Genomic DNA, 11,917 nt, shown 5'->3' on the forward strand with positions numbered 1-11,917 from the left:
GTTTCGATACTTTCATTTGCCCTTACAAAATTCATTTTACTTATTACAGGAGTCTGGAAATACTAAATAACGATAGCAGTGTTACTTTTTGACATGCTCAGAGAGCCTTGATATGATGTAATAGACAGGCTCAGAAAAGCCTTGCTGTGTTTGACTAATTACGGTTGTTTGTCTAGCTCAGGGCGGTGAGCTAAAGTATTTTAATATTTTTAGGTTTTTGTTATATGAACTATTCGGTGCCAAAAAAACAATTATTACCCTTTATTGGTAATGAAGATTTGTATAAAAATGTTGAAGTTGTTTTAAATGTAGCTAATAGAACAATAAAAGAAGCAGAAGATTTATATAAAAACTCTATAGATCCATTTTCTGCTCTTTTTGATGTTGTTACATTAAATCTTAATTTTTCTGATTGGTTAATTAAGGAAAGAGGTAGACAGTCTCAAAAGACGATACAAAATGCCCTAGGAAGTTTCCATCAGGAAATATTAGGCAGTATTTCTGGTTGTGAGAGCTTAGGAAAGGGGAAGGTTATAGATTTAGTAAATCATGATAAGAAAATTATTGCTGAGGTAAAGAATAAATACAACACAACTAAAGGTAATCATAAAACAGCTGTTTACGATGATTTAAAAAAAATATTACAGAATGAATATAATGGTTATACGGGTTATTATGTTGAGATAATACCAAGGGCAAAAAAAGAATATGATAAAGAATTTACACCACCAGATAATAAAACTAAAAAAAGAAGACCAACGAATGTTAATATTAGAGTTATTGATGGGAAAAGTTTTTATGCTTTATTAAGTGGTGATAAAGATGCTTTAAAAAAACTATATTATATAATTCCTGATGTTATAGGGGATATTCTAGGAGTGGATATTAAGGAGATTAAAAATGAGAAAGTATTTAGAAATCTTTTTGATGTTATTTATTAATAAATTTTAGCGAGTCAACTATTATTTAAATAATCATAACCCTTGCCTAATGCAAGGGTTATTTGATATAATAATAATTATAAATTAATAACTTATATTAATATGGCTAAGTTATATACAGTCTTAGAAGCTTCTAATATTATTAATGTCTCCCCAGATACCATAAGGCGTTGGGAGAAGAAAGGGCTTATTAGGGCTGATAGATCAAAATTAAATTATAGACTTTTTAATATTGAAGAATTACAGAGGATTATTAATAAAAATAATGGTAATCAAAAAAAGAACTATTATAAAATATTAAAAAGTAAAGAAAAGTCAGATTATTCGGTAATTGAGTTATTTGCTGGTGCTGGAGGTACGGCTATTGGTTTTGAACATGCTGGACTTAGACATGTTTTATTATCTGATATTGATAAAAATAGTGTACAGACCTTAAAAATGAATAAACCAAAATGGAATGTTGTTCAGGCTGATATTACAAAAATGGATTTTAAAGGTTTAAAAGCTGATATTGTTGAGGGTGGATTTCCTTGTCAGGCATTTAGTTATGCTGGTAAAAAACTAGGATTTGAAGACGCAAGAGGAACTCTATTTTTTGATTTTGCAAGATGCGTTAAAGAAGTTAGGCCAAAAGTTTTAATGGGTGAAAATGTAAGAGGTCTATTAAAGCATGAAAATGGAAAAACCTTGAAATCTATTTTAAATGTTTTAATTGAATTAGGTTACAACGTAGCTTTTAGGGTTTTAAAAGCTCAATATTTTGATGTACCACAAAAAAGAGAAAGACTAATAATATTGGGTGTTCGGAAAGATTTAGATTTACCAATATTTTTTCCAAAAGAAAAGGATTATACGATCTCTTTAAGAGAGGCTCTTGAAAATTGCCCTTATTCAGAAGGACAAAAATATCCAGAGAGAAAAAAAGAAATAATGGATCTTATTCCTCCTGGAGGGTATTGGCGAGATCTTCCACTTGATCTACAGAAAGAATATATGAGGTCAAGTTACTATATGGGAGGCGGTAAGACAGGCATGGCTCGTAGACTTTCATGGGATGAGCCTAGTCTTACATTAACATGTGCTCCAGCTCAAAAACAGACAGAAAGGTGCCACCCTGAAGAAACCAGACCTCTTAACGTTAGGGAGTATGCAAGAATACAAACATTTCCTGATACTTGGAAATTTTCTGGTCCAATATCTTCTCAATATAAGCAAATCGGAAATGCTGTTCCAGCTAATTTAGGATATCATATAGGACGCTGTATTATTGCTATGCTGGATAAAAAGATAGACTCTAAGACAATGTATAAAGTTGAGCCAATAGATAAAATAGATGACCTTATACAGTTAAATCTTTTTGGATATTGATTTTTATGACCAAGACCAAAAAAACTATCTCTACTGGAGTAGTCCACACCATGCCTTCTGATCTAAAACAAGCTCTTAGCTCTTCTCCTAAGATCTTAACTACTTGGGAGAGTATTACCCCACTGGCTCGTAATGAGTGGATTTGTTGGGTAATTTCTTCTAAAAAAGAGAAAACCAGAGCTCGTCGGATAAAGATAGCTAAAGATAAGCTACTTGCTGGTTTACGTCGCCCTTGTTGCTGGGCTGGTTGTTCACATCGTTAATTTTCTACTTTTCTACTATGTGCTATTTAACATAGCTATTATTTATGTGCAGCTCTTGCCAATAATGCTTTTTTATGGTAGGCTGGTAATCTAACTAAATAGATTCGAATTTTCAAGCCTTCTAAAGATAAGTGATATTTGAGAAATCGGGTCACTTATTTTTATTATGTCAGAAACAAAAATCACTTTTGCGTCTTTAGGTATTAAAGACTCAATACTTAAGGTTCTTTCCGGGCTTGGTTTAAGTACACCCACCCCGATTCAAGCCCAAGCTATCCCACCGGCCCTGGAAGGGCAGGATATAATTGGTATTGCCCAAACCGGCACAGGCAAAACTTTAGCCTTTGGTCTTCCAATGTTACAAAGATTATCTGCGCTAAAGGGGCGTGGTCTAGTGGTTGTCCCAACTAGAGAGCTGGCCAGCCAGGTAGCGCAAAGTATTAAGAAAGTAGGTTTACCCTTTGGACTTAAAACAGCTGTTTTAATCGGGGGTGAAGCTATCCAAAAACAACTTTTTCTTTTAAGAAAAAATCCTCATATAGTTATTGCTACTCCAGGTCGTTTAATAGATCACTTAAAGCGTCGTACCTTCAGTCTTGATGATGTAAAAACCATAGTATTAGATGAAGCTGATATGATGCTTGATCTTGGTTTTGCGCCTCAGATGGAAGAGATCCTTAAACTTGCCCCAACAGATAGACAAACCATGCTTTTTTCGGCTACTATGCCGGCGGCTATTGCCAAATTAGCAGCCAAGTATCTTAAGTTACCAATTAGTATTGAAGTAGCTCCACAGGGTACTACCGCTGAAACCGTTGATCAGGAAGTAATTATTGTAAAAGGTACAGATCGTTTTGCTTGTTTGGAAGATATTATTAAGAAGAATAAAGGTTCAATTTTGGTTTTTGTCAGAACCAAGCATGGTGTAAAGGAAGTAGTAAAAAAACTAGCTGTTTCATCTCATTCAGTAGCTGAAATTCATTCCAATCTCTCCCAAAGTCGTCGTAGTAAGACTTTAGAGTCTTTTAGAAGTGGTAGGACCAGAATTCTGGTAGCGACCGACGTGGCTTCTCGTGGACTTGATGTAAAGGGAATTGAGTTGGTCATTAACTATAATCTACCGGACGCTCATGCCGATTATGTTCATCGTATCGGTAGAACAGGTAGAGCTGGTCGTAACGGTAGGGCAATCTCTTTTGCCACTCCTGATCAATTAAGAGATATTAGTGCTATTGAAAAACTTATTAACAAGAAATTGTCTATTAGTAATAATACTTACTCTGTTGAGCCCAAGGTAAATCCTATCAACAATAATGCCCCTAGAGGTAGAAGTAATAATTCCGAGTACCCAAGAACCAGGAAGCCACATACTCCTAATAACGCACAAAGGGGTCCGAGAACTGGAGAAAGAAGCAATAGAAACGAAGACAGAAGAACCAGAGAAAGGAGCAATAGAAACGAAGATAGGAGAGTTGGAAGCGGACAGCCCAAACAAAGACGTTTTAGTAATAACAATCAAGGAAGTTCTTCAGCTAATGGAAGCAGACCACAGTATGGTCGTAATAACGGTGGACGTAAATTTAATACCAACCGATCATCTAATAGGGAAAGATAGGGAGATTAAAAGATTATAGCATTATGCTATAATATAACCATATGATCAAAAATCATCATTCTAATTATTTTCTGTTTCTTGCCTTGGCAGGCTCCATGGTCGTTGTCTATTTTATAGCTAAGCCATTTTTGAGTCCGCTTATTTTAGCCGCTATCTTCGCTTTTCTTTTTCAGCCGATCTATAAAAAGCTTTTAAATCATCTAAAAAAACGAGAAAGCCTGGCAGCTTTTTTTACAACCATTATTGCGGTTGTTTTGGTCTTATTACCGGTAACTTTTCTCGGAATCCAAATTTTTAAAGAGTCTAGTCAGCTGTATCAATCTTTGGTTAATGAAGGTGGTGGCGATTTTGTTGGGGCAATTGAAAATGCTCTTAATCAAGCTCGTGGCATTCTTCCGATTCCTGAAGATTTTCAAATTGATATTGGTCAGTATGTTAAACAAGGACTTGCGTTTTTAATTGAAAACCTTGGTGCTGTGTTTTCAAGTTTTGCTAAAATGCTTCTTAATTTACTTGTTTTCCTTATCGCTTTTTATTTCCTACTTAAAGATGGCAGTAAGTTAAAGAATTATCTGGTGGTTTTGAGTCCTTTAGATGATACTGATGATGAGTTTATTGTATCTCGCTTAAAGACCGCAGTGTCGGCAGCTGTCAAAGGTAATCTCACTATTGGTCTTATTCAAGGTGTTTTAACGGGTATTGGTTTTGCGATCTTTGGAGTGCCAAACGCCGTATTATGGGGAAGTGTGTCCGTTATATCCGCTTTTTTACCAGGTATCGGTACTGCCCTGGTTATTACTCCGGCAATTATATTTCTCTTTATTACTGGCAATACCTTTGGTGCGATAGGGCTTTTGGTTTGGGGAGTAACCGCTGTTGGCCTTGTTGATAACTTCCTTGGCCCCAGACTGGTTGGTCGCGGGATGCAATTACACCCACTAATGGTCTTTATCGCTATTTTGGGTGGGCTAGCCTTTTTTGGACCATTAGGTTTTCTCCTGGGTCCGCTCGCCATGAGTGTTTGTCTTGCCTTAATTGAAATCTACGCCTCGCTTAAGGGTCGGGGGAATAAGACGGCATAAAATAGCTGGAATATTTTTCAATCAATAACCCGCTTTCCTAGCGGGTTTTGCTTTATCTTGAAAATGTTATATAATAAATATATAAGCCTTTTGGCTGTTTATTATTTAATAAATTATAATTACTTATATGAAAGCTTTAATTGTTATTATTATCGTGGCTGTCTTAGGAGGTGCGGCCATTATGTTCTGGTCTAACCGGGACGATAATCTAAATCTTAATGATACTCCGCCTGTTTCAGTAACTCATCGTTGGCACGCGGTTAATGGTATTAACTTAAGTTTTCAATACCCGATTGGTTATGATGTTTATGAGCCTTTTGTGGAGAATATTGAACCAGCGGTTTGGAGTGGAGTAGTTTTTGAAAACACCGAAACTAACCGTGAGATTATCTTTGGCGAAGCTGAGGGTACAGACGGTCCTATGACTGTTACTATAGCCGCTTTTATGAATAGTAATAACCAAACCGCTCAGCAGTTTATTGAATTATCTCCAGCTTCAAATTTTAATCTCTCAGACGGAGAATTATCCGAAATAATGGTTGGTGAAGAAACTGCTTTAAGTTATCTTTCTGATGGTCTTTGGCAATATGAACATGTAGTGGTGGCTAAAGAAGATTTTGTCTATATGTTTAGTGTTGGCTATAACGACGAGAATGATGAGATTAGACAGGTTTTTAGGGATCTTTTAAACTCTGTTCGTTTTATTACCCCAGATGATCTTTTATCCGATGAAGCGGAGAGTGATTTTGTTATGGCTGTTTTGGTTAGAGAGCACGCTATGCAAGAATATTCAGTTAGCGAAGCAGTGGTTAAAGTTTTAAGAATTGAACCTAGAGAATGGTCTGATGCTTGCTTGGGCCTACCTTCTGAAGAAGAAATGTGCGCCCAGGTTATTACCCCAGGTTATGAAGCTGAGGTGGAAGTGGCCGGTCGTTCAGTTTACTACCGTCTAAACGAGGAGGGTGATATGATTCGTTCGTCTTCAGAGTGGAGTGAGTCATTAGATGAGAATAATGAATAGCATTAGAGGTTTAAAGATAACTATTAAATTACTGGTTAATAATCAAAAGATAAAAATCAAGAGAATCAATTAAGTTATATAAATAAATAAGATACGCCTTAGGGCGTATCTTATTTATTTTAGCTTGGGTTGATATTATTATTAGTTTATTATTCCCTAGCTGTTTTATTTTAATTTGTTTTCTGTAAATCTTTTGTAAAGCATATAGCTAGCTCCCAAAAAAGCTGCTCCACCTATTAGTTCAAAAGACTCTTCCAGTAAGCTGTCTACCATAAAGAAGCCGATTGGGAAGTCCCAGTTAATTTCTTCATAACTTTGCCAAAGAGCGGCTAGGTTTTGATCGCCTAGATAAAGAGAAGAATTGTAAAAGGCTTCACCTAAAAGAGTATAAAAATTAGTATCAAAAACTCCGGACAAGGCTGTTCCGATAAAAGACATGCTACCAGCTAGGGCGTAGGCGATAAAACCAGTTAAGAGATATTTTCTAACAGCTAAAAATTCTTTAAGATTTTTCCAGTATTTAATGAGACCATATAAAGGTACGCCGGCTAAGACTCCAAAATAAAGCAGTTCAGTTAAGGTGCCCATCCAACCTTGTTCGGTTTCTTTAAATATTGCTTGCACATAACCCATTAAGGTGTGTCGGATGTCTCCCGCATCTTCTAAAAGCATTAATAAAAAGGCGATGGCCATGATAATCAGAAACCTTGAGATTTCTTTATTTTCTCTACCAATTCTTCCGGCGGTGTAAACAGATAATAGAGCTGAACTGGCTAAAAAGAACCACTGGACTAGCTCACCCAGACCACTGTTTCTACCCCAGTGTTGGAAAAGAAAAGGTCGGTAGGTGAAATAGAAATAATCTGGCTTTAGGTTAAATAAAACGTCTCTTAAACCGAAAATATTTCTTAGATCAATTAAGTAAACAGCTAACCAGGAAAGTAAGATAAAAAGGCCAGTTAGGCCAAGAATTCTTTTAGCCATTAGTTGGTTGTTTTTAGTTTTAGGATTATCCATAGTTGTTTAAAGATTTTTAATCTTAATAAACTATATCATTTTAAAGATAATTAAAGCAAGGGGTATTGTATGTTATTTCAACATACAAAAAACTCGCCTTTTTAAAGCGAGTTTTTTTGTGTTAAGATTTGTCTTTATTAAAGACTAGCAATAACGGCCGGGGTAACATTATTAATGGTTTTACCAGCGTAACGAGCTAGTTCAGTCAAAGTTTTAATATGTCTGGCTTTACCTTCTTCCATTACGTAGATTCTGCCAGTTTGTACATCTCTTAAAAGAGATTGGTTGGCATAGGCTCCGATCTGTGAAAGTTGTTCAATATAGCCGTATTTAATAATTGACTCAGGGGCAAGATTAATAATAGCCTTACCTTTATACTTAGCTAATTCTTCAAGAGTTCTAATCGGGCTTAAAGCTCCGCGGTTAACTGAATAGATTCTCATGGTTGAAGAGTCTCTAACTAAAGTGCCACTTGGCATACAAGGATCTTGCTTAACCTGAAAGTCGGCTGGGACAGCCATACGGTAGTTCTCGGCCAAAAGAGGGCTGATGTTAATTATTTCTTTACCTTTGTATTGTGCTAATTCTTTTAAGTCACGAATAGGGGAAAGGGAATTATTAACCACCTTAAAGATTTGTCCTCCTGCAGAATTACGCAAAAGAGTTCCGTTAACATGGCAAGCTCTAAGGTGAGCAGTACCATCGTTAAGATGGAAAATCGCTCCGCTAGATAAGATACTGATAGGGGCAGAGCCGGTTACAGCACCAGCATTTCCACCACCTACATTACCACTGCTTCCACCTTGTCCAACCTTACCAGATCCGTTACCAGGATTAACGGGGTCAACAATTGGATGAATTACCGGATCAATAGAAGGCAAAGGATCTTCTTTAACCGGGTCATTGTTATCTGGTTCTTCAACACCAATTGGGTCTACTTTAGCTTCCTGAGAAGGTACAAGACCTGGTACTACAGTATCATTAGGAGGTAGAATAGAGGGTGAGGGGATTACAACTGGTCCACTTGAACCATTGGAATTATCTTTTGCACCATTATTATTACTGTCCGAAGAAGCGGCAATACCGCTACCAGCAGTCATTACGGCCAAAGCCATAGTTAAAACAAGAATTTTTTTCATATATTGTATATATTAATAAATTAATTAAGTTAATAATTTTAACAATTTAATCGTGAATTTTAAAAGCCTTGAAAACCTTAAAAAACACTGATTAAGTTAATATATGAATATATCATATAACTAAAATATTGTCAAGGGGGTTATGAACAGTATTAAATAGCTAATATTGGCTATTTTTTAAAATACCTATTCAATAATCTCTGTTTTTATTGACTTATTGTGCCTAAATATGAGAGAATGGGGTATATAAAACAAAGAAAAAAGCAAAAACAAAAATAAAAAGGAGATTATTATGTCAAGGGTTAATAGAAGAATACCTCTAATTGGTAAAATATTCCTTGATTCCGGACCAAGAAGTTGGCAAGAATTTGTTTTTCAAGAGGGTAAGAAAAAAGAGCTCTATAAAACCAGCGGAGAGATTAATTCTTTCAGCAATAAAAGAACAAACAAAATAATAAAACTTAACTTAGAAATAGATCTTTTTCTCCCACCCAGTAGTATAGAAGTAAATTTAATAGTCGATGAGATTGGTTTTAATGGTAAAGTTTTAGCCATTAAAGAAAGCCAATACAAGGCTTTGGATAATTTATTTAGTTATTTGATCTCCAGGCAGCTTGAAAAAAGTTGGTTATTATCTGGACATATTATTTCTCCGTCCAATAAGCCTCCTGTGCCCATAGTTATTATTCACAGGGAACAGAAGAGGTATTATCGAAGGCCTTGTTCTTATTACGGTCAAGGAGAAGTTAGCACTAAAAAATTAGTGAAAGAGTTTCGTAAATTTGAATTAAACTAAAGTTTTAAATTAAACTAAAAGCCGCAGATTATCCGCGGCTTTTTAATTTTAATTATTTTAATTAAAGATTTGGTTATTTAAGATTACTTTTTAGAGCGGAAATGTCTCCCGAGATCCAAGTATTAACCAATTCTTGGTTTTCATCAAGTTGGACAAAAGTGTGTTGGGTTATTACGCCGTAACGAGAGCGTAAGTCAATAGCTGAATCATAATCAACCTCTAATAAAGAAACATTGGCCGGTATTTCTTCGGTGCGAGTTGTAAAATTAGCTGAGGCATCCAGACAGGTTGGACACCAGTTTGCTTTAAAGAAAAGCACTACTGTTTGTCCTTTATTTATCTCAGAGATAGTTGTTGCTTCACTGTATTCAAGGTATGATCCACCACTTTGTTCTTCCATTGTTTCATCTTCCATATTTGCTTCTTCTAAACCATTTTCTTCATAAAAAGAATCTGCAGGCATTAGAGTCTCTTGCTCCATCATTAGTTGTTCTTCTTCCATTCTTTTTGACAAAATAGCGACGGCGATAATGGCAACTACTAAAAAGGCAAGTATGATTAATAAAATATTTCTGTTCATATAGATAGGGTTAATAATAAATAATAAGAAGCTGTAAGCTTGATTACTATCTTATTATAGCTTTTTTAAAAGAGGGGGTCAATTAGCTTGAGGTTTTTCATTTTTCTTGGTATGATAAAGATATATGAGTTGGATATTTTATGCTATTTTATCCGCTTTTTTTGCCTCATTGGTGGCTATTTTCGGCAAGATTGGCATTAAGGGTGTAGACAGTAATTTAGCCGTAGCTATTCGTACGGTAGTGATAGTAGTTTTTGCCTGGGGTATAGTTTGGATACAAGGTAATGCTTCGGATATTTTTAAGATTTCCAAATTTTCTTACACTTTTATTATCCTCTCTGCTATTGCTACTGGTCTGTCTTGGATGTTTTATTATAAAGCATTGCAATTGGGAGAAGCTTCTCGAGTGGCCCCGATTGATAAGCTAAGTATTGCCCTAACCATTATTCTGGCTTTTATTATTTTAGAAGAAAAACCGACAGTGGGTAATGTTTTAGGTGGAGTTTTGGTAACAGCCGGAGTCTTAACTACGGTTTTTGTTAAATAGGTATTAAATTTATTAATTCTTAATTTAAAAATATGCAAGGTTATCATGGTAATATAGAAAAACTAACCAAGGAAAATAATAATTTTAGACAAGTTCTTTATACTGGCAAACATTCTCAATTGGTTTTAATGTCTCTTTTGCCGGGCGAGGAGATAGGTGAAGAGATACATGATGTTGATCAGTTTTTTCGTTTAGATCAAGGCCAAGGTAAGGCTATTATAGATGGGCATGAATACCAAATTGAAGACGGGCATGCTTTGGTGGTACCAGCTGGGGCTACTCATAATATTATTAATATCTCAGAAAGTGAGACCCTAAAGCTTTATACTCTGTATTGCCCTCCTCACCATCAGGACGGGATTGTTCACGAGGATAAATTAACGGCCGAAAGAGACGAGGAACATTTTGATGGCCAAACCACTGAGTAGTTTTATTATAAATAGTCTTTATGCCAAAATTAGTTTTAAATAAATCAGTTAAAAAAGAAAATATTATCCGTCCGGGTTTTACTTTAGTTCAGATGATTATTGCGGTGGCGATTGTGGGAGTTATCGGAGTTTTAGTGTTAATTAGTATGCAAGATACTAGAGCTAAGAGTAGAGACACTAAACGAGTTAAGGATGCCCAGAATATAACTTTGGCTTTGCAGCTTTATAAGAACAATACGGGAGAATATCCCCAAACGCTTACCCCAGGTGAACCTCTGGAGTTTAACAATACGATTTACATGGAGAAGGTGCCAACTAATCCAACCCCTAGAGCAGACGGAGATTGTTTAGATAAGGATTATTCTTACGCTTCAGACGGCAATAATTATGTTTTAAGTTTTTGTTTATCTGCTGATCAAGAGAATTTCTCAGCGGGTGTTAATCTTTGTGATAACGGAGAATGCGGAGCCGGGGAAGCTATGCCGTTATTTGATTATGAAGGCAACTCTTACTCGACGGTAGCTATTGGTGGACAGCTTTGGATGGCTGATAATTTAAAGACAAGGTATAAACCAAATGGAACATTATTAACTAATATGCAAACCAATTCAGAACGTGATTGCATTCAATCTAATAATACCAGAGGTACGGAGAGTCATTGTAATCAAGGCTACACTCTTTATACTTGGGATGGTGCCATGAACGGATCTAGCGAAGCCGGCGCGCGCGGTATTTGTCCTTTGGGTTGGCATATCCCAACAGATAATGAATTTCATATTTTGGAAAAATACCTTTCTAATAATAACCCGGATTGTAACCCTGCTCGTTTAAATGACTGGAAGTGTAGTCCGGCTGGTTCAAGAATTAAGTCAGGAGGTGATTCTGGTTTTAATGCTCTTTTACCGGGCTTCAGAGGAGGTGGTTCCTGGTTTTCTCATTTTGGTAACTATGCTTATTTTTGGCTTTCTGATCCAACAGAAACAACAACTAAATTTGTTAGAGGACTATATGCTACCGCTAACACTGTTTATCGTGATCTAATTGGTGCGTTGCCCAGTAATTACAGTATGTCAGTCCGTTGTCTTAAGGACTAGTTATTTCTTTTCTTTTTTTCTGTTGA

At 35.9% G+C, this 11,917-nt stretch carries 13 protein-coding genes; 10 read left to right on the plus strand and 3 right to left on the minus strand.

Annotated elements, in window-relative coordinates; translation table 11 throughout:
• The first annotated feature begins 224 nt into the window (after nucleotides 1-224).
• From QY321_01070 to QY321_01095, 6 genes are all read left to right on the plus strand, one after another.
• Nucleotides 225-941 (plus strand): Eco47II family restriction endonuclease, encoded by a 717-nt coding sequence (locus QY321_01070; GenBank protein ID WKZ25006.1) that lies wholly within the window; start codon nucleotides 225-227, stop codon nucleotides 939-941.
• Between the two features lie 102 nt (nucleotides 942-1,043).
• On the plus strand, nucleotides 1,044-2,309 hold the full coding sequence (gene dcm, locus QY321_01075; GenBank protein ID WKZ25007.1) for a DNA (cytosine-5-)-methyltransferase: 1,266 nt from the start codon (nucleotides 1,044-1,046) through the stop codon (nucleotides 2,307-2,309).
• Between the two features lie 5 nt (nucleotides 2,310-2,314).
• The gene (locus QY321_01080) at nucleotides 2,315-2,572 is read left to right on the plus strand and encodes a YdeI/OmpD-associated family protein (protein ID WKZ25008.1); all 258 of its coding nucleotides are present in this window, start codon (nucleotides 2,315-2,317) and stop codon (nucleotides 2,570-2,572) included.
• 166 nt (nucleotides 2,573-2,738) lie between these two features.
• The gene (locus QY321_01085) at nucleotides 2,739-4,187 is read left to right on the plus strand and encodes a DEAD/DEAH box helicase (GenBank protein WKZ25009.1); all 1,449 of its coding nucleotides are present in this window, start codon (nucleotides 2,739-2,741) and stop codon (nucleotides 4,185-4,187) included.
• A gap of 41 nt (nucleotides 4,188-4,228) precedes the next feature.
• Nucleotides 4,229-5,269: an AI-2E family transporter gene (locus QY321_01090; protein WKZ25010.1), complete on the plus strand. Its 1,041-nt coding sequence runs from the start codon at nucleotides 4,229-4,231 to the stop codon at nucleotides 5,267-5,269.
• 127 nt (nucleotides 5,270-5,396) lie between these two features.
• Entirely contained in the window at nucleotides 5,397-6,290 is an 894-nt protein-coding gene (locus QY321_01095) for a hypothetical protein (GenBank protein ID WKZ25011.1), read from the plus strand.
• Nucleotides 6,291-6,455: 165 nt separating this feature from the next.
• Here the strand turns inward: QY321_01095 and QY321_01100 are convergent, their stop codons facing one another.
• Nucleotides 6,456-7,307, minus strand: a complete 852-nt coding sequence (locus QY321_01100) for a hypothetical protein (protein ID WKZ25012.1) — start codon at nucleotides 7,305-7,307, stop codon at nucleotides 6,456-6,458.
• A 137-nt stretch (nucleotides 7,308-7,444) separates the two neighbouring features.
• The gene (locus tag QY321_01105; protein ID WKZ25013.1) at nucleotides 7,445-8,446 is read right to left on the minus strand and encodes a hypothetical protein; all 1,002 of its coding nucleotides are present in this window, start codon (nucleotides 8,444-8,446) and stop codon (nucleotides 7,445-7,447) included.
• Between the two features lie 292 nt (nucleotides 8,447-8,738).
• Here QY321_01105 and QY321_01110 point away from each other — a divergent pair, with 292 nt between their 5' ends.
• On the plus strand, nucleotides 8,739-9,242 hold the full coding sequence (locus QY321_01110; GenBank protein WKZ25014.1) for a hypothetical protein: 504 nt from the start codon (nucleotides 8,739-8,741) through the stop codon (nucleotides 9,240-9,242).
• A 73-nt stretch (nucleotides 9,243-9,315) separates the two neighbouring features.
• On the opposite strand, the gene QY321_01115 is transcribed toward QY321_01110, so the two are convergent.
• Entirely contained in the window at nucleotides 9,316-9,822 is a 507-nt protein-coding gene (locus tag QY321_01115) for a thioredoxin family protein (protein ID WKZ25015.1), read from the minus strand.
• Nucleotides 9,823-9,946: 124 nt separating this feature from the next.
• On the opposite strand from QY321_01115, the gene QY321_01120 reads away from it, so the two are divergent.
• From QY321_01120 to QY321_01130, 3 genes are read left to right on the plus strand one after another with little or no spacing between them, the layout of a single operon-like run.
• Complete coding sequence (locus tag QY321_01120) at nucleotides 9,947-10,369, plus strand: EamA family transporter (GenBank protein ID WKZ25016.1); 423 nt, start codon at nucleotides 9,947-9,949, stop codon at nucleotides 10,367-10,369.
• Nucleotides 10,370-10,401: 32 nt separating this feature from the next.
• The gene (locus QY321_01125) at nucleotides 10,402-10,797 is read left to right on the plus strand and encodes a cupin domain-containing protein (GenBank protein ID WKZ25017.1); all 396 of its coding nucleotides are present in this window, start codon (nucleotides 10,402-10,404) and stop codon (nucleotides 10,795-10,797) included.
• Nucleotides 10,798-10,817: 20 nt separating this feature from the next.
• Entirely contained in the window at nucleotides 10,818-11,891 is a 1,074-nt protein-coding gene (locus QY321_01130) for an FISUMP domain-containing protein (protein WKZ25018.1), read from the plus strand.
• Nucleotides 11,892-11,917 lie beyond the last annotated feature (26 nt).

The sequence above is a fragment of the Patescibacteria group bacterium genome, assembly GCA_030583705.1.
GTDB lineage: Bacteria > Patescibacteriota > Patescibacteriia > Patescibacteriales > Patescibacteriaceae > Patescibacterium.

Bases quoted from the DNA above. Each gene is read 5' to 3' on its own strand.
- QY321_01095 (WKZ25011.1), top strand. From the start codon at position 5,397: ATGAAAGCTTTAATTGTTATTATTATCGTGGCTGTCTTAGGAGGTGCG.
- QY321_01085 (WKZ25009.1), top strand. From the start codon at position 2,739: ATGTCAGAAACAAAAATCACTTTTGCGTCTTTAGGTATTAAAGACTCA.
- QY321_01100 (WKZ25012.1), bottom strand. From the start codon at position 7,307: ATGGATAATCCTAAAACTAAAAACAACCAACTAATGGCTAAAAGAATT.
- QY321_01070 (WKZ25006.1), top strand. From the start codon at position 225: ATGAACTATTCGGTGCCAAAAAAACAATTATTACCCTTTATTGGTAAT.
- QY321_01110 (WKZ25014.1), top strand. From the start codon at position 8,739: ATGTCAAGGGTTAATAGAAGAATACCTCTAATTGGTAAAATATTCCTT.
- dcm (WKZ25007.1), top strand. From the start codon at position 1,044: ATGGCTAAGTTATATACAGTCTTAGAAGCTTCTAATATTATTAATGTC.
- QY321_01125 (WKZ25017.1), top strand. From the start codon at position 10,402: ATGCAAGGTTATCATGGTAATATAGAAAAACTAACCAAGGAAAATAAT.
- QY321_01105 (WKZ25013.1), bottom strand. From the start codon at position 8,446: ATGAAAAAAATTCTTGTTTTAACTATGGCTTTGGCCGTAATGACTGCT.
- QY321_01115 (WKZ25015.1), bottom strand. From the start codon at position 9,822: ATGAACAGAAATATTTTATTAATCATACTTGCCTTTTTAGTAGTTGCC.
- QY321_01120 (WKZ25016.1), top strand. From the start codon at position 9,947: ATGAGTTGGATATTTTATGCTATTTTATCCGCTTTTTTTGCCTCATTG.
- QY321_01130 (WKZ25018.1), top strand. From the start codon at position 10,818: ATGCCAAAATTAGTTTTAAATAAATCAGTTAAAAAAGAAAATATTATC.
- QY321_01080 (WKZ25008.1), top strand. From the start codon at position 2,315: ATGACCAAGACCAAAAAAACTATCTCTACTGGAGTAGTCCACACCATG.
- QY321_01090 (WKZ25010.1), top strand. From the start codon at position 4,229: ATGATCAAAAATCATCATTCTAATTATTTTCTGTTTCTTGCCTTGGCA.